Source organism: Bradyrhizobium cenepequi (assembly GCF_020329485.1).
Lineage (GTDB): Bacteria > Pseudomonadota > Alphaproteobacteria > Rhizobiales > Xanthobacteraceae > Bradyrhizobium > Bradyrhizobium cenepequi.
In genome coordinates, this window is the sequence record NZ_JAGKJI010000011.1 from 105,744 (window position 1) to 121,901 (window position 16,158).

Sequence of the window (16,158 nt, forward strand, 5' to 3'; positions counted from 1 at the left end):
GTGGAAACCGGTTTTCCGAAAAGATCATGCTCCAACAAAGAGATGAGATCATGATCCGATCCGTTCCAATCGGATCATGATCTAATAGGATCGATCTTGCAGCCTGAAGTTCTCGATACGCGTTTCCGTTCGGCGCTGGCCCGTCTGGCACAGCGTGGCCGCATCCTCAGCTATGAAAAGCCAGTCGATCCGCATCTCGAGCTCGCTGCGATACTGAAGAAGCACGACGGCAAACAGGTGTTGCTGTTTCCGTCGGTCAAGGGCGCGGACGCTCCGGTCGTCGGCAACCTCCTGAGTTCGAGGGAAAATTGCGAAGCCGGCTTCGGACTGGATTTCAGAGGCATCCGCGGTCTCGTGCAGCGCGCGCTCGGTGGTCCGCTGAAGCCGGAGCTCGTGAGCGAAGTTCCTGTTCAGGAAGTGGTGCTGCGCACCGGCTTTGACATCACGAAGATCATTCCCGCGTTGTTTCATGCGCCGGGCGATGCTGGGCGTTACATCACCGCCGGCATTGTGGTGGTGAAGGATCCGGTCACCGGCGTCTACAACGCCTCCTACCATCGCCTGCAGCTGTTGGGACCGGACCGGGTCGCAATCAAGCTCGACTTCGGCCGTCATTTGCGGCTTGCGTTCGAGCGCGCCAAGGAGCAGGGCAGGTCGCTGCCGGTCGCGGTCTGTATCGGCACCGACCTCGCGCTGCACTTCACGGCGGCGACCATGGGTTCGCAGATGCCGGAAAGCGCCGACGAGCTTGCCGTCGCCGGCGGGCTGGCGGGTCGGCCGCTCACGGTTGGTAGAGCGGTATCGCAGGACATCTTGGTGCCGGCGGAGAGCGAGTTTGTTCTTGAAGGCGAGATCTTGGCCGACGAGCTGGCTCCCGAGGGGCCATTCGGCGAATTCGTCGGCTTCGCCGCGCCGGCGGCCGATGCGCCGGTGTTGAAGATCACTGCGGTCACGCATCGGCTGCGTCCGATCTACCACGTCATCAATGGCTTCGGGCGGGAGACCATCATCCTGCGGAAATACGTGCTGGAGGCCAGCCTCCTCAAAGTGCTGCAGTCGGCGATTCCGATCGTGACCGACGTCGAGATGACGTCAGGTGGCCTGCATCGCTTCCATGCAGTAATCCAGGTCCACAAGCAGAGTCGGCAGCACAATGGGCTTCAGCGCAATGCGATCTTGGCGGCGTTCGGCGCTTTGAAGGATCTCGATCTCATCACCGTTGTCGACCACGACATCGACATCCGCGATCCCATCGACGTGGAATATGCAGTGGCGACGCGCATGGAAGCATCTTCCGATCTGTTTCTCATCCCGGGCGCGCGCGGGCACGAATATGTGCGCGTCAGCAAGGAAGGCGTGCGCACCAAGCTCGGCATCGACGCCACGGTGCCGTTCGAGGATCAGGTCAAGTTCCGGCGCGTCGAGTTTGCGCCGACGCCGGTCGAGCTCAGCGAATTCACGGCGGGTGAGGCAGTCGCCAGAAGCGCGCTCGGTCTTGCCGGATCGAACATCACCTGAATCCTTTTCAACAAATAGATCACACGCGGGGAAACGAAAGATGATGCGAATTGCAGCGGCCATTCTGTCGGCAGGCATGGCATTGGGCGCCACGACGGCATCGGCGCAGGAGTGGCCGAGCAAGACGATCAAGCTGGTCGTGCCCTATGCACCGGGTGGCTACACCGATTCAGTCGCGCGCATCGCGGCGCGATATCTCGAGAAGGAATTGGGGCAGACGGTGATCGTCGACAACCGCGCCGGCGGCGGCGGCATCGTCGGCTCCGACATCGTGGCGAAGTCGCCGGGCGACGGTTACACACTCTGCATCTGCAGCGTCGGCGCCATCTCGGTCGCTCCGGTCGCGCAAACGACGTCGTATGATCCGGTGAAGAGCTTCAAGCCGGTCAGCATCGTCAGCACGATTCCGCAGACCGTGATCGTCAATCCGTCGCTCCCGATCAATACGATGCAGGATCTCGTTACGTATGCCAAGGCGAACCCGGGCAAGCTGAGCTATGGGTCGAGCGGTGCCGGCGGCCTGATGCACTACTCGGTGCAGCTCTTCGATGCGCGGAACGGGACCAAGATGACCCACGTTCCCTTCAAGGGCGGCTCGCCGGCCACGGCCGCCGTGGTCTCGGGCGAAGTCAATCTGTCCTTCACCAACATGACCGATGCATTGCCGCAGATGGAAGCCAACAAGGTGCGTGCGCTGGCGGTGACGTCTGCAAAGCGCAACGAGTTCGCGCCGCAATTGCCGACCGTCTCTGAAACGGTGACACCGGGCTACAGCGTCGAGTCATGGAATGGCGTGATGGCGCCAGCCAGCACGCCGGATCCCATCATCGCCAAACTGTCCGATGTGCTGAAGAAGATGGCGGCCGACCCCGAGATGAAGAAGAGCATGGCGGTAGTCGGCGCCTCGACGGTGTTCACGACACCAGAGGAATATAAGGCGCAGATCGCGGCTGAAGTCGAGCAGTGGCGCGCGCTGCTCAAGGAAATCGCCGAGAAGAAGAACTGACTGGCCTCAGAACAGGTCAGCGGGGAGGCAATATCAGCATGAGGTCACCTGCCGGGCGCGGCCATAACACCGACTTCTATTCCGGCTTGCTGCTGGTAGCGGTCGCGACCGTGGCGCTGCTTTATATCCGAACGCTTGAAGTCGGCACCGTTCTGGAGATGGGGCCTGGCTACTTTCCGCTCGGGCTTGCGCTCGTCTTGTTGGGCATGGGACTTTGCCTCGCCGTCAAGGGGCTGCTCGCCGAAGGCAGTCCGATTGGATCGTTCCATCTGCGGCCGTTGATCTGCATCCTGCTGTCCTTCACAGCCTTCGGCGTGCTGGTCGAGCGCGCCGGGTTGATTATTGCGATCCTGGCGCAGGTGGCGATCGCGCATTTCGCGTCCGTCGAGACCCGTTGGCGGCAAAGCCTTGTGAGCGGCGTGCTGCTGGCGGCGGCGTCAGCCGTGATCTTTGTCTGGCTTCTCAAGATCCCGGTGGACCTGCTGCCATGACCGATGTCTTTGCCGCACTTGGCCACGGCTTTGCCGTCGCCGCGACGCCGATCAACCTGTTCTTCTGCCTGGCCGGGGCCATCTGCGGCACGCTGATCGGCGTGCTGCCTGGCCTTGGACCGGTCGCCACGATCTCGCTATTGCTGCCTGCGACCTATGCGCTCAGTCCGGTCTCCGCGATCATCATGCTGGCCGGCATCTACTACGGCGCCCAGTATGGCGGCTCGACGACGGCGATCCTGGTCAACATTCCCGGCGAATCCACCTCCGTGGTCACCGCCATCGATGGCTACAAGATGGCCCAGCAGGGCAGGGCGAGCGAGGCGCTCGCGATCGCTGCGATCGGGTCGTTCATCGCCGGCTGCATCGGTACGGTCGTCATCGCGCTTCTTGGACCGCCGCTCGCCCTGATGACGCAGCAGTTTGCCTCGCCGGACTATTTTTCGCTGATGGTGCTCGGGCTCGTGTCGGCCGTGGTGCTCGCCAATGGTTCCGCGTTCCGCGCCATCGCGATGATCTTTCTCGGCCTGCTGCTCGGCATGGTCGGCATGGACCTCAACACCGGCGAAGCCCGCATGACGTTCGGCCTTGTCGAATTGTCCGATGGCATCAATTTCGTCGCGCTCGTCATGGGGCTGTTCGGCGTCGCCGAGGTGATCTCCAACCTCGAAGGCGCGTCGGTGCGTATCGTCAACAAGATGCGGATCGGCACCATCTGGCCGTCATTCAAGGCGTTGCGAGGTGCCTGGGGCGCGGTTCTGCGCGGCACCGCGCTCGGTACGCTGTTCGGCATCCTGCCGGGCGGTGGCGCCACTATCGCGTCATTCTCGGCCTACGCCCTCGAGAAGCGCGTCGCCAGGGATCGGTCACGCTTCGGCAATGGCGCCATTGAAGGGGTGGCGGGGCCCGAAAGCGCCAACAATGCCGCGGCGCAGACCTCGTTCGTGCCGCTCCTGACAATGGGCATCCCGACCAGCGCCACCATGGCGCTGATGGTCGGCGCGTTGACGCTGCATGGCATCGCGCCCGGACCGATGATCATCTCCCGGCAGCCCGACCTGTTCTGGGGCCTGATTGCCAGCATGTTCCTCGGCAATGCCATGCTGGTGATCATCAATCTGCCGATGATCGGCATTTGGGTTCGTCTGCTCGCGGTTCCCTATCGGCTGCTCTATCTGGTGATCGTCGTGATCTGCGCGATCGGCGTCTACTCGGTGAACAATTCGAGCTTCGACGTCTACATGACGGTCGGCTTCTCCCTGCTGGGCTACGTCCTGCGCAAGCTCGACGCCGAGCCGGCGCCACTGTTGATGGGATTTGTGCTCGGACCCATGGTCGAGGAGAATTTTCGGCGCAGCCTGATCACCTCGCATGGCGATCCCATGATCTTCCTGCAGCGGCCGATCAGTCTCGCGCTGCTCCTGGTCTCGGCGGCGTTGCTGATCTCGATCATGATGCCGGCGGTCCGGCAGCGCCGCGTCGAAGTATTCCAGGAATGAGCGGCCGGCAGGACGCCGTAACGCAATCAGGAACGCGCCCGTGAACAAGCATGATCCCGTGGAGCCGGCTGGTCCGATAACGGTCCTGCGCAGCGGCGGCCAGCTACTGGTCTCCGCATTGCGCGTCAATGGGATCGACCGAATGTTCGGCGTGCCCGGCGAAAGCGCGCTGCCCATTTTTGATTCGCTCTTGGACGCGGGCATCCAGTTCGTTACGTGTCGTCACGAGGCCACGGCCTCGCATATGGCTGAGGCAGACGGCAAGATGTCCGGGCGCCCCGGCGTTTGCGTCGTCAGCCGCGGCCCCGGCGCGATGCACGCCGCGATCGGGTTGCATACCGCCTGGCAGGATTCCACGCCGATGATCCTGATCATCGGACAGGTGCCGCGCAGCCACCGTGGCCGCGAGGCGTTCCAGGAGATCAACTACGTCAGGACATTCGCCGATATGACGAAGTGGGTCGGCGAGGTCCAGTCGCCGGATCAGATTCCGGAGTTCGTCAATCGCGCGTTCCACATTGCGATGCAGGGGCGGCCTGGCCCGGTGGTGCTGTCGCTTCCGGAAGACGTCCTCAGTGCCATGAGTGATGTTGCCGATGCGTTTCCTGCGCAGATTGTCGAGACCGCGCCGTCGGATCAACAAATGGCTGAGGTCCGCGAACTGCTCGGCCGTGCCGAGAGGCCGCTCGTTATCGCCGGCAATCTCGGCTGGACGGTTGAGGCGACCGAGCAATTCAAGGCGTTCGTCGCGCGCAACGACCTGCCGGTCGTCGCAGGCTTCCGATCGCAGGACGTGCTGGACAACAGAAGCCCGCACTATGTCGGCGATCTCAGCCTCGGCTGCAGCAAGGCCTTGATGGAGCGCGTCAAGGCGGCCGACCTGCTCCTGGTGATCGGTGACAGGCTTGGTGACGTCACAACCAATCATTTCTCGCTGCTCGACATGCCGACGCCCAAGCAAGTCCTGATCCACGTATTTCCGGGAGCCGAAGAGCTCGGCAGGACCTACAATCCGACGCTCGCGATCCAGTCGAAGTCGTCCAGTTTCGCAGCCGCGCTCGCGAAGCTGCCGCCGCTGGATGCAAAGCCGTGGGCTGCGTGGCGCGAGGAGGCACGCCAGGCTCTGGCCAATTATCAGTCGCCGCGGCCCGATACGGCGAGCTTTGACCTCTCCAAAGTGATCGCCCATCTCAATCACGTGCTGCCCGATGATGCAGTTGTCACCAATGGCGCCGGGAACTACACGATCTGGCTGCATCGCTATTACTGCTACCGGCAGCTCGGCACCCAGCTTGCGCCGAAGTCGGGCTCGATGGGCTACGGGTTGCCCGCCGCGATCGCAGCGAAGCTGCGTCACCCGAGCCGCACAGTGGTCTGTCTCGCCGGCGATGGCTGCTTCATGATGGCCTCGCAGGAGTTCGCGACCGCGGTTCAGCACAGGCTTCCGATCATTGTCGTCATCGTCAATAACGGCATGTACGGCTCGATCCGGATGCATCAGGAAAACCATTTTCCCAATCGGCCAAGCGGCACGGATCTGTTGAACCCGGATTTCGCGGCCTTGGCGAGGTCGTACGGGGCACATGGCGAGGTCATCGATCACCACGATCAATTCTCCGATGTCTTTGCCCGGGCGGCGAGAGCGGATCGGCTGACCGTCATCGAATTGCGCATCAATCGCAATCAGCTCACCCCGGATCGCAGCTTGTAAAGCTTGGCTTGGAAAATCGGGCACGTGCCCACATGGAACGGACATGAAGAACGATATCGAATTCACTTTGGTTGCCAAGAACGGCACGACGCCACTCAAACTGTCGATCACGCAGGCGGTGATCGCCGGCTGGACCGGGCGCGATCCGGTCGCGCGCGACAAGCACATCGCCGAGCTTGCGGCGCTCGGCATAGCGCCGCCGGCCTCGACGCCGATCTATTATCGATGTGCCGCGCGCAGGCTGACGACCGCCGGCAGCATCGAATGCACCGGGACCGAGTCGAGCGGGGAGGTCGAGTTCGTGCTGTTTGGCTTCGAAGGGCGCACGCTTGTCGGCGTCGGCTCTGATCATACCGACCGCAAGGTCGAAACGTACAACATCACGGTGTCCAAACAGATGTGCGACAAGCCGGTGGCGCCGATGCTGTGGGATCGCGCTGAAGTTGAGGGCCACTGGGACCAGATCATACTGCGATCCTGGGCGACGATCGGCGGCGAACGCGTGCTTTATCAGGAAGGCGCGCTGAGTGGAATGCTGCCGGTGTCCGATCTGATCGAGCGCGGATTTGGCCGCGCCCGACTGCCCGATGGTTGCGCCATGTTCTGCGGCACCTTCGCCGCCAAGGGCGGCATCCGCCCCGCCAGCCGCTTCGACTACGTGATCGAAGATCCCGTCCTGAAGCGCAGCATCAGCCACGGATACGAGATCATCACTCTGCCGGTACTAGGCTAGGTCCTCGCGCCCGGAGTTCATGCGGGATCCGGTCGGCGGCTTCCGATCCGGGTCTCCATCATCCTTGGTGCCTTCGGACAGGTGGATGCGCCGCTCATAGTGGTGAGCCAACTGCAGCAGGCGCCGCTTGATGAAGGGGTCTGCTTGCTCCGCAATAGCCCGAACCGCGCGCGCTCTTTCTCTGCAAAACTCGTCGTCCATCGATTTGTCCCCGCAGACATTCAGCAAGCGCGGGAGACCTTAGCGCGGCTGGCCCGATCTCGTTGTGATCGAGATCACACCTCTTGGTCGAAAGTCGAAGCCAAAAAGCCCGCGCGTTCGTTCGGCTTGCATGAATTTTCTCTCGCTGACGCCGACAGGGAAAGCCTGGCCCACATCTCCGGCAATATCTGGAATTGCCAGCGGCATGCGCTTGCGCAATTTTGCAGTGCAGCGCGCAGCCGAAAGACCGGAATTCAGCAATGAATGTGCATCAATCTCTCGCGGCCTCACGACCGCCGGAGCCATTTCCGCCCATCGCCCCCGATGTCATCGCCGAGGACGCGATGGTGCGGTTCGAGGCCGTCTCGAAGGCCTATCCTGCCTATCGCGGCAAGCCGAGCGTCAAGGCGCTCGAGGATATCGATTTCGCTATTCCCCGCGGTGCGATCACCGGCGTGATCGGTCGCTCCGGCGCAGGCAAATCAAGCCTGGTTCGGCTGATCAACGGGCTGGAGAAACCAACGACTGGCCGTGTGATCGTCGATGTCAGCGACATCTCGGCGCTTTCCGGTCGCGAATTGCGGCTGGCGCAACGCTCGATCGGTATGATCTTCCAGCACTTCAACCAGCTGTCGTCGCGGACGGCGGCGGACAATATCGCCTTGCCGCTCGAGATTGCCGGCTGGCCGAAAGCTGAAATCGCCGCGCGCGTCTCGGAGCTGCTTGACCTTGTCGACATCGCCGACAAACGCAACCGCTATCCGTCCGAACTCTCCGGCGGCCAGAAGCAGCGCATTGGAATTGCGCGTGCGCTGGCGACACGGCCGAGCGTGCTGTTGTCGGACGAGGCGACCTCGGCCCTCGATCCGCAGACGACGCGTTCGATCCTCGACCTGCTCGCCAATATCAACCGCGAACTTGGCGTGACCATCATCCTGATCACCCACGAGATGTCGGTCGTACGACAGCTCGCCAAGGAGGTGATCGTGCTCGATGCCGGGCACATCGTCGAGCGCGGTCATGTGGCCGATATCTTCACCCATCCGCAACATGCGATTACCCAGAGCTTCCTCTCCGAGATCCTCGGCGATGCCGTTCCGGTCTCCTTGTCGAGCCGATTGCAGCACCAGCCAACGGCAGGCAGCCAGGCTGTGATCCGTGTGGTCGTCCGCGGTGATGGCGGCGACCGGCTGCTGGCGCGCCTGTCGCGCGAGCTCGCGATCGACGCCGCGCTATTGTCGGCCCGGATCGACGAGATCGGCGGCCAGCAGGTCGGGTCACTGACGCTTGGCGTGCCCGGCGAGGAAGCTGTGGTTGCGCGCGTGCTGTCCTTCCTCGTCCAACATCGGTTTTCCGCGGAGCGTCTTGGCTATGTCGCCTGAACTCATTAATCTCATCATCCAGGCGACCGGCGAAAGCCTGTTCATGGTCGCAGTGTCAGCCTCGCTTGGCACGTTGTTCGGCCTGCCGATCGGCGTCTTCCTCGCTACCAGCCGCAAGGGCGAGCTGTTTGCCGCGCCGGCGGCGAACGCAATCCTTGGCGTGATCGTCAATGCGACGCGCTCCACGCCCTTCATCATCCTTGTGGTTGCGATCATCCCGTTCACGCGCCTGGTCGCGGGTACCTCGATCGGATCGGGAGCGGCGATCGTTCCGCTCACCATCGCCGCGACGCCTTTCATCGCGCGCCTCGTCGAGGGCGCGATCCGCGAGGTCGATGCCGGCTTGATCGAAACCGCGTCATCGTTTGGCGCCACTCCGCTGCAGGTCGTGCTCAAGGTCCTGATTCCCGAGGCGCTGCCGGGACTCGTGCTGTCGCTCACGCTCGCGGTGGTCAGCCTGCTCGGCTATTCGGCGATGGTCGGCGCGGTCGGCGGCGGCGGACTGGGCGATCTCGGCATCCGCTACGGCTATCAGCGCTTCATGCCGGAGATGATGCTGGCCGTCGTGGTGGCCCTGATCGCGCTGGTGCAGACGGTGCAGACCGCCGGCGACTATCTGGCGCGCCGGGTCAACCGCCGGCTGCGCCATCGTTGAAGCCGCTGGCTTTGGCTACGAACCCTTCGGCACCTCGGTGGTGCCGACCTTTGTCGTATCTTTGGAGAGATTTATGAGAATCCTTACCGCGATCGTCGCGGCAGCGGCATTGTTTGCCGGCGCCGCAAAGGCTGAAACCATCCGCGTCGGCGTCACCGCCGGGCCGCACGCCGAGATCCTAGAGGTGGTGAAGAAAGTGGCTGCCGAGCGCGGCCTCGACATCAAGGTCGTGGAATTCACCGATTACGTCATTCCCAATCAGGCGCTGGCACTGAAGGATCTGGAAGCGAATTCATTTCAGCACAAGCCTTATCTGAAGAACCAGATCTCCAAGACCGGCTGGAAGATCGTGAAGGTCGCCAATACCATCGCTTCGCCGCAAGGCGTCTACTCGCTGAAATACAAGAAGTTGTCGGATTTGCCGGAGGGCGCGCGGGTGGCGATCGCCAACGATCCGTCGAACGGCGCACGCGGACTGATGATCCTCGCCCTTCATGGCGTCATCAAGCTGAAGGACCAGAATAACGTCGCCTCGACGATTGCCGACATTACCGACAATCCGAAGAAGCTGCGATTCGTCGAGCTCGATGCGGCACAGCTCCCACGCTCGCTGCAGGATGTCGACCTCGTCTCGATCAACAACAACTATGCGGTGCAGGCCGGCCTCAATCCCGCGACCGACGCGATCGCGCATGAGACGAAAGACGGCCCGTGGGTCAACATCATCGCGGTGCGCGAGGAAGACAAGGACAAGCCTTGGGTCAAGCAGCTGGTCGACGCCTATCACTCGGATCCCGCAAGGGCGTTCATCGAGAAGCGGTTCAAGGGCACCTACATCGCCACCTGGTAACGAACCGATTTGTCCGATCCGCGCCGCCGAACAGTCAATCGCACTATTCGGCGGCCTAGGGCCTTCATCTCGGCCGGGCTCAACAGTCAGGGCGAGCTGCGCACGATCGGCGCTGCGTCGCGATCGGCTGGCGTCACAGCGTGCAGGATGCTGGTCCGACTGCGTCCCGCCTTCTTCGCCGCGTACAGGGCAGAATCGGCTGCCGAGATGAGCCGGTCAAGGACGATCCCGTGCGCGCGATCGATTGATAGGCCTGCGCTTGCGGTGGCCGCAATTTCGATCTTGTCATGAAGGATCGGCGCATCGCCGAAGGCGGCTCGGATGCGATCGACGACGAGCCTTGCATCGTTGAGCGTGGTATTTGGCAGCAGCAGCGCGAATTCTTCTCCGCCGATCCTGCCAAGGATATCGCCCTGTCGGATCGCGTGTGCGGCGCGTTTCGCGAATTCGGCGATCACCTTGTCTCCGGCCGGATGGCCATATTTGTCGTTAATGGCTTTGAAGTAATCGATGTCAAAGAGGGCAATCGCGATCTCGCACGACGTTCCGGATAGTTCGGCGAGGCGGGCTGCGCTGGCCTCAAAGAAGCCGCGTCGATTGAGGACGCCGCTTAGCTGATCGTTCATCGCGAGCTCGCGGAGCCGACGCTCGGAGCGCTCGCCGATCATCAGTATGCCGAGAACGACGATCGCGACCATCGCGACGGCGGATTGGAAGGGCGCAAACGTCAACCATCCCCGGAGCGGGCCCTGGCCGATCTCGTCGCGCATCGCAAAGATGGCGATGGCCTGGCTGTAACTGACCACCGTTTCAAACAGGCAGATCAGCGCGATGCAAAGCCGCGGCGAAAGTTCCCGGGAGGATGTGCGCGAGAGATCCAGCCCTATCAAGAGCGTCATCGTCCCGATCGCGAGATTGTAGTCGATCTGGCGAAGCGCATAGCTCGGGTACGCGAACGGCAGTCCCACTGCCCAGATCAACGGCGGCAGCAACGCCAATTTCGGCAGCGGTCGTTGGTCGAAGACGCGCAAGCCACACCAGAGCGCGCCCGCGCCAAACAGAGCGAAAAATCCGGGAACGCCCAAGGCCGAGAGCTGGGGCAGCGCCTGGCGCTGGGCCGCAAGAATGACGCCAAGCCCGGACAGCAGAAACCCGAGGATCCACCAGGAATATGATCTAGTGGACCGATCCCGCATCCACGTGATCAAAATGATCAAGCAACCGATCGCGCATGCGGCCTCGGCCAACAGCCCGACGGTGAACATATCGAACAAGGACCACAAACTCCGGACCTTTCCCCGGCACGATGAGCTATCGAGCCGACCTTAATGGACCGGGAGCAAATTCACTACAATTCGATCGACTGAATCGGTTGTGACCAATGATGTGGGCTATGGCGCGCCATGCACGCACACTTTCATGCGTCATGATGCTGTCCTATGGAAATGCAAACCGCGTCGGCACATACGTTCGACGGACACGATGCTCGCCGCCGATCATCACCGATCACGGCCGTTGCGGGCTGCGTAACCCGCTAGGTTTCGCGCCTGCGGACGGACGCGATATCGCAGCGGGACAGTCCGATGTCGCGCAGCATTCGGTCGTCGAGCTCCCGGAGCTCTGCCATGGCACGGCGTATCGCCAGTTCGTCACGCACCTTCGAGAGCAGGAACATCACCATCGCGCTGATCGAGACGTACCATCGCGGAGCGTTCGGCGCCCGTTGCGTCCGTTTCGGGTATGGGCGGGTGTAGAACAGCTGATCGGTGTACGACATCGATATCTCCGGGCAAAATATCAGTCAGGGAGACTCTGACGCGGTCATGTTTCCGGAACATTCCGGCGCAGGAAAATATGGCTACAGCCGTAACGCGAGAGGTTGCGCCACCCCGCTCTCGATGGAGTGGGCGATTTTTGCGCCAATCGACGCCTGCACGCCGCAATGCGTGCGTTGGCAAAAAAATACGATGACATCGCACCGATCTCAGCCGACCATGCTATGAAGAGTTCGGCGCAGTTGCCGTCTCTCCAAAACAACCCCAAGGACTTTCGTATGAAAGTGGTCAAGCTCTTCGGTCTAACAGTAAGTATGTCACTCGTGCTGTCTTCTGCAGCGCTGGCCCAAGACATCAGGGTGGCGGTTGCCTCATCGATGACCGGCGGCGAAGCCGCGTTCGGCCGCCAGTTCCAGAATGGCGCCGAGCAGGCGGTGGCCGATATCAATGCCGCCGGCGGCCTCCTCAACAGGAAGCTGGTACTTGATGTCAACGACGATGCCTGCGATCCCAAGCAGGCGCGCTCGGTGGCCGAGAAGATCGCCAGCGCGAGAATTCCGTTCGTCGCCGGCCACTATTGTTCTTCATCGTCAATCCCGGCGTCGGAAGCCTATGCGGACGGCAACGTGCTGCAGATTTCGCCGGGCTCGACCAATCCGCTGCTCACGGAGCGCAAGCTGTGGAACGTGCTGAGGGTGTGCGGCCGGGACGACCAGCAGGGCCTGGTTGCCGCCGGCTATATCGCGAAGAATTTCGCCGGCAAGAACATCGCGATCCTCAACGACAAGACCACCTATGGCAAGGGACTTGCTGACGAGACCAAGAAGGCGCTCAACAAGGCCGGCGTCACCGAGAAGATGTTCGAGTCCTTCAACAAGGGGGACAAGGATTTCAACTCCATCGTGTCGCGGTTGAAGCGCGACAACATCGATCTCGTCTTTGTCGGCGGCTATCATCAGGAAGCAGGCCTGATCCTGCGTCAGATGCGCGATCAGGGGCTGAAGACGGTGCTGATGGCGGGCGATGCGATCAACGACAAGGAGTTCGCCTCGATCACCGGTCCTATTGCGGAAGGCACATTGTTCACCTTCGGTCCCGATCCACGCGAGAAGCCGACCGCAAAGGCGATCGTCGAGAAGTTCAAGGCCAAGAACATCGACCCCGAGGGTTACACGCTCTACACCTACGCAGCGTTCCAGGTCTGGTCGCAGGCGGTGGCGAAGGCCGGTACGACCGACCCGAAGAAGGTGATCGATACGATCAAAGCCGGTGAATGGGACACGGTGCTCGGCAAGATGGCATTCGATGCAAAGGGTGACATCAAGGCCATCGACTATGTCGTCTATAAGTGGGACGGCAAAGGCGGCTACGCACAGGTCGACAAGGGGCTGTGAAGTAGCGCAACTGCCGCCGCCTTCGCGCCGCGCCTGATGTCCAAGACCAACGGGTGGGTTCCGCCCGTTGGTCTATGTGGGCGCCGTCTCAAGACGGCATCACGGCCTGTTGCCTGGCTCGCCCCATTGCCATCCCGAAGAATAGCAGTGCAAGAAGCGAGCAGAATTCCATCACGCCGGCCATCGATAGCGACGTCCGCCCGTCGAAGAGAACGGCCGTGAGCGCGCTGCTCAATGAGCCGGATACCATTATAAGACAGTTGACTGCGGCGCTGACGGTGCCCGCCATTTTCGGCAGCTGTTGCAGAGCGCCCTGCATGAGGCCCGGCGCGCCGATCCCTCCGCTGAATGTGATGGCGACGAAGAGCAGAACGACGACGGTGGTCGGCGTCCAGTTTAAGAACGTCATGGCCAGCAGGACGGTTGATGCAAGCGCCTGAATGGTGAATCCGATCGACAACGAGTAATGCGATGGAACGCCCCACGCGTTGAGCCGGCCGTCGAGGAACGCTCCGGCCATCCCGGCCAGTGCCGTCAGGCCGAAGATGATGCCGTATCGAGTTGAGCTCAACCCGGCGACCTGGACCAGGAAGAGGGCGGATCCTGTCGCATAGGCGGCGACGACTCCGAAGGACGCCGCGGCGGCAAGGAGGTATGCACGACAGGTCGGATGCGACAGGACGCAGCGATAATCTCCGACAAGTGTCCGCAAGCTCAAGCGGGTCGCCGACCGCGGCTTGAGGCCATTGTCGGGGCCAAAGCGCAGGCCTGTCAGCAGGAGAATCCCGAGCGCCGCAAGGCTTGCATAGATCGCGCGCCAGCCCGCGAGCTCGAGCAAGGCCGCTCCGGCCATCGGCGCGGCGATCGGCGAGACGTAGATCGCCATGACGATGCTCGACAGCTTTTGGCGGACGACGGTATCGTCGAACGTGTCGCGGGCGATCGCGATGGCAAGCGTCATGGCTGCCGCGCCGATGCCCTGGATGATGCGGCACGCAATCAGCGCCGGCAGTGACGGTGCCAGCGCGCATCCGACCGAGGCAATGATGAAGATGATGGTACCGAGCGTGACCACCGGTTTGCGGCCGTAGCGATCCGACAGTGGCCCGAACGCCAGCGGAGCAAGGCCGAAGCTGATCATGTAACTGCTGATCGTCAGGCCGGCGCTATGTACCGGAACCGCGAGAGACGTGGCCGTGTCTGCGAGGGCCGGCAGTGCCATGTCGGTGCCGAAGCCCGGCAGCGTGGCCATCAAACCGAGCAGACAGGTGAACGCGAGCGAGTCCGTTTTGCCTGGAGGCGCCGTCATTTGGATTGAGCTTGTCGAAGTTTTATGTCGTCCGCCGAGCGGCCGCTCGAGGCATCTCGCCCAACACTGTCAGCGGATTATTGCGCACTGATTTCAGTCCGCACGCACTCCGTTACGTCGGTAACGCCAAGCTGCTTCGACAAGAATTGTTGCGGCTGTAGCGCGTTCGTCCGCTTCGGTGACCTAACCGTAACAGCGGCCGAACAATAATGCGCGGCGTGCTCGGCCCGTCGCAGTCGACGAGCCCAGTGACCTCGGCTCAACCGTTCAGCTCAACGGAGATCATGCATGAAGGCGCTTCTCGTCTCGTCCCCGATGACGGGGCATCTCCATCCAGTAGTGGGAGTAGGGCGGATACTGATCGCCGACGGCTGGGAGGTCATGGGCCTGACATCGAGCTATCTGCGAAACCGCGTCGAAGAGATCGGCGCCAAATTCCGCAGTTTCGTGCCGGCGGCCGACATCGATACGCGAAATCTCGCCGATTCATTTCCAGAAATCGTGGCGGCGGCACCCGGCGCACAGCAGCTACGGCTGATCCTGGAGCGTGGGGTCGCCGATTTCATGCTGGCTCAATATGAGAGCATCAAAATCGTTGTGCGGGAGTTTGCTCCCGACATCATCATCGGCGATCATCTCATGCTGGGTGTGTTGCCGATGCTGCTCGGTCCCCGCGCGGAGCGGCCGTCCATAGCCTTGCTTGGAACTACATATCTCCTGTCACGTCGGGACGACGGCGCTCCGAACGATGCAGGCGTTCCGCCCGCGCGCAACGACCAGCAACAAAGGCAGTATGCCGCGCTCTTTCAAGCGTACGAACAGGCGGTGTTTGGTCCGGTAGGACGATGCGTAAACGAGTATCTGGTCCAGATCGGAGTGAGCCCGTTGCGAATGAATCTTTATGAAGCGATGGTGGAACTGCCCGATATCTATCTGCAGCTGACGGTGCCGCGGTTCGAGCTGCCGCGCCGCGAACTACCGCGTTCGGTACACTTCGTCGGCCCGCTGCCGATCATGCCGAACCGGGCCCCAGTACCCTGGTGGGCCTACGAACTGGATGGCTCACGCAAAGTCGTCCTTGTCACTCAGGGCACCTTGACCAACAACGACTTCAGCGAGCTGATCCTGCCGACGCTGGAGGCGCTGGCGAACGAGCCGGATGTTCTCGTCATCGTCACGACCGGCGGACGTCCGATCGATGTGCTCGGTGGCCCGCTGCCTCAAAATGTGCGCGTTGCCCAGTATCTCCCGTTTGAGTGGGCGTTGTCGAAAGCCGATGCATTCGTGACGAATGGCGGCTACGGCAGCGTCAATCAAGCCTTGAGTTACGGTGTCCCCATCGTCGTCGCGGGAACGACAGGCGATCGAGGCGATGTCAGCGTCCGCGTCGCCTGGTCGGGGGTGGGGGTCAATCTGGCAACCAACGCGCCTACAGCAGAGCAATTGCGCCTCGCCGTGCGCTCGGTGCTGGATGATCCGAAGTATCGCGAACGCGCAGCGTCGCTGGCGGAGGACATTCGCGAGATCGATACCACATCAGAGGTTCGTTGGATTCTTCGGCAACAGATCTCGGTCGCCTCTCAATATGACCTGCGCGCCAGCAAGGCCGCGCAGCGATAAGGCCTCATCTGCCA

Annotated in this window: 16 protein-coding genes; 13 read left to right on the plus strand and 3 right to left on the minus strand. The window is 62.0% G+C overall.

All coding sequences use genetic code 11. The features are described 5' to 3' along the window. Nucleotides 1–96 precede the first annotated feature (96 nt). From J6497_RS14985 to J6497_RS15030, 10 genes are all read left to right on the plus strand, one after another. Nucleotides 97–1,518 carry a UbiD family decarboxylase gene (locus J6497_RS14985; protein ID WP_225705034.1) on the plus strand — a complete coding sequence of 474 codons (1,422 nt, stop codon included), beginning with the start codon at nucleotides 97–99 and terminating at the stop codon, nucleotides 1,516–1,518. Nucleotides 1,519–1,558: 40 nt separating this feature from the next. Further along, the gene (locus J6497_RS14990; protein ID WP_225705035.1) at nucleotides 1,559–2,524 is read left to right on the plus strand and encodes a Bug family tripartite tricarboxylate transporter substrate binding protein; all 966 of its coding nucleotides are present in this window, start codon (nucleotides 1,559–1,561) and stop codon (nucleotides 2,522–2,524) included. 38 nt (nucleotides 2,525–2,562) lie between these two features. After that, the gene (locus J6497_RS14995) at nucleotides 2,563–3,015 is read left to right on the plus strand and encodes a tripartite tricarboxylate transporter TctB family protein (RefSeq protein WP_225705036.1); all 453 of its coding nucleotides are present in this window, start codon (nucleotides 2,563–2,565) and stop codon (nucleotides 3,013–3,015) included. Then, on the plus strand, nucleotides 3,012–4,514 hold the full coding sequence (locus J6497_RS15000) for a tripartite tricarboxylate transporter permease (RefSeq protein ID WP_225705037.1): 1,503 nt from the start codon (nucleotides 3,012–3,014) through the stop codon (nucleotides 4,512–4,514). The genes J6497_RS14995 and J6497_RS15000 overlap by 4 nt, the downstream gene beginning before the upstream one ends. Nucleotides 4,515–4,554: 40 nt before the next feature. Beyond that, nucleotides 4,555–6,225, plus strand: coding sequence for a thiamine pyrophosphate-binding protein (locus J6497_RS15005; RefSeq protein WP_225705038.1), 1,671 nt, complete (start codon nucleotides 4,555–4,557; stop codon nucleotides 6,223–6,225). Nucleotides 6,226–6,268: 43 nt separating this feature from the next. Further along, the gene (locus J6497_RS15010) at nucleotides 6,269–6,958 is read left to right on the plus strand and encodes a DUF2848 domain-containing protein (protein ID WP_225705039.1); all 690 of its coding nucleotides are present in this window, start codon (nucleotides 6,269–6,271) and stop codon (nucleotides 6,956–6,958) included. An 81-nt stretch (nucleotides 6,959–7,039) separates the two neighbouring features. Next, nucleotides 7,040–7,423 (plus strand): hypothetical protein, encoded by a 384-nt coding sequence (locus J6497_RS15015; protein WP_225705040.1) that lies wholly within the window; start codon nucleotides 7,040–7,042, stop codon nucleotides 7,421–7,423. Beyond that, complete coding sequence (locus J6497_RS15020; RefSeq protein WP_225705041.1) at nucleotides 7,420–8,541, plus strand: methionine ABC transporter ATP-binding protein; 1,122 nt, start codon at nucleotides 7,420–7,422, stop codon at nucleotides 8,539–8,541. Before J6497_RS15015 ends, J6497_RS15020 begins: the two co-directional genes overlap by 4 nt. Further along, nucleotides 8,531–9,196: a methionine ABC transporter permease gene (locus J6497_RS15025; protein ID WP_225705042.1), complete on the plus strand. Its 666-nt coding sequence runs from the start codon at nucleotides 8,531–8,533 to the stop codon at nucleotides 9,194–9,196. Before J6497_RS15020 ends, J6497_RS15025 begins: the two co-directional genes overlap by 11 nt. A 73-nt stretch (nucleotides 9,197–9,269) precedes the next feature. Continuing rightward, on the plus strand, nucleotides 9,270–10,046 hold the full coding sequence (locus J6497_RS15030; RefSeq protein WP_225705043.1) for a MetQ/NlpA family ABC transporter substrate-binding protein: 777 nt from the start codon (nucleotides 9,270–9,272) through the stop codon (nucleotides 10,044–10,046). 86 nt (nucleotides 10,047–10,132) lie between these two features. Here J6497_RS15030 and J6497_RS15035 read toward each other — a convergent pair whose 3' ends face one another. Together J6497_RS15035 and J6497_RS15040 are read right to left on the minus strand one after the other, a co-directional pair. Next, nucleotides 10,133–11,242, minus strand: a complete 1,110-nt coding sequence (locus tag J6497_RS15035) for a GGDEF domain-containing protein (RefSeq protein WP_225705044.1) — start codon at nucleotides 11,240–11,242, stop codon at nucleotides 10,133–10,135. 338 nt (nucleotides 11,243–11,580) lie between these two features. After that, the gene (locus tag J6497_RS15040; RefSeq protein WP_225705045.1) at nucleotides 11,581–11,823 is read right to left on the minus strand and encodes a DUF1127 domain-containing protein; all 243 of its coding nucleotides are present in this window, start codon (nucleotides 11,821–11,823) and stop codon (nucleotides 11,581–11,583) included. Here J6497_RS15040 and J6497_RS15045 point away from each other — a divergent pair. Next, nucleotides 11,813–12,049 (plus strand): hypothetical protein, encoded by a 237-nt coding sequence (locus tag J6497_RS15045; RefSeq protein ID WP_225705046.1) that lies wholly within the window; start codon nucleotides 11,813–11,815, stop codon nucleotides 12,047–12,049. The genes J6497_RS15040 and J6497_RS15045 overlap by 11 nt on opposite strands. 50 nt (nucleotides 12,050–12,099) lie before the next feature. After that, complete coding sequence (locus J6497_RS15050; protein WP_225705047.1) at nucleotides 12,100–13,215, plus strand: branched-chain amino acid ABC transporter substrate-binding protein; 1,116 nt, start codon at nucleotides 12,100–12,102, stop codon at nucleotides 13,213–13,215. Between the two features lie 88 nt (nucleotides 13,216–13,303). Here J6497_RS15050 and J6497_RS15055 read toward each other — a convergent pair whose 3' ends face one another. After that, complete coding sequence (locus J6497_RS15055) at nucleotides 13,304–14,524, minus strand: multidrug effflux MFS transporter (protein WP_225705048.1); 1,221 nt, start codon at nucleotides 14,522–14,524, stop codon at nucleotides 13,304–13,306. A gap of 288 nt (nucleotides 14,525–14,812) precedes the next feature. Here J6497_RS15055 and J6497_RS15060 point away from each other — a divergent pair, with 288 nt between their 5' ends. Next, on the plus strand, nucleotides 14,813–16,144 hold the full coding sequence (locus J6497_RS15060) for a nucleotide disphospho-sugar-binding domain-containing protein (protein WP_225705049.1): 1,332 nt from the start codon (nucleotides 14,813–14,815) through the stop codon (nucleotides 16,142–16,144). Nucleotides 16,145–16,158: the final 14 nt, after the last annotated feature.

Excerpts from the sequence above, each read along its gene's own strand:
- J6497_RS15035 (WP_225705044.1), bottom strand. The coding sequence starts at position 11,242 with ATGCGGGATCGGTCCACTAGATCATATTCCTGGTGGATCCTCGGGTTT.
- J6497_RS15060 (WP_225705049.1), top strand. The coding sequence starts at position 14,813 with ATGAAGGCGCTTCTCGTCTCGTCCCCGATGACGGGGCATCTCCATCCA.
- J6497_RS15010 (WP_225705039.1), top strand. The coding sequence starts at position 6,269 with ATGAAGAACGATATCGAATTCACTTTGGTTGCCAAGAACGGCACGACG.
- J6497_RS15030 (WP_225705043.1), top strand. The coding sequence starts at position 9,270 with ATGAGAATCCTTACCGCGATCGTCGCGGCAGCGGCATTGTTTGCCGGC.
- J6497_RS15000 (WP_225705037.1), top strand. The coding sequence starts at position 3,012 with ATGACCGATGTCTTTGCCGCACTTGGCCACGGCTTTGCCGTCGCCGCG.
- J6497_RS15040 (WP_225705045.1), bottom strand. The coding sequence starts at position 11,823 with ATGTCGTACACCGATCAGCTGTTCTACACCCGCCCATACCCGAAACGG.
- J6497_RS15050 (WP_225705047.1), top strand. The coding sequence starts at position 12,100 with ATGAAAGTGGTCAAGCTCTTCGGTCTAACAGTAAGTATGTCACTCGTG.
- J6497_RS15025 (WP_225705042.1), top strand. The coding sequence starts at position 8,531 with ATGTCGCCTGAACTCATTAATCTCATCATCCAGGCGACCGGCGAAAGC.
- J6497_RS15020 (WP_225705041.1), top strand. The coding sequence starts at position 7,420 with ATGAATGTGCATCAATCTCTCGCGGCCTCACGACCGCCGGAGCCATTT.
- J6497_RS15055 (WP_225705048.1), bottom strand. The coding sequence starts at position 14,524 with ATGACGGCGCCTCCAGGCAAAACGGACTCGCTCGCGTTCACCTGTCTG.
- J6497_RS14990 (WP_225705035.1), top strand. The coding sequence starts at position 1,559 with ATGATGCGAATTGCAGCGGCCATTCTGTCGGCAGGCATGGCATTGGGC.
- J6497_RS14995 (WP_225705036.1), top strand. The coding sequence starts at position 2,563 with ATGAGGTCACCTGCCGGGCGCGGCCATAACACCGACTTCTATTCCGGC.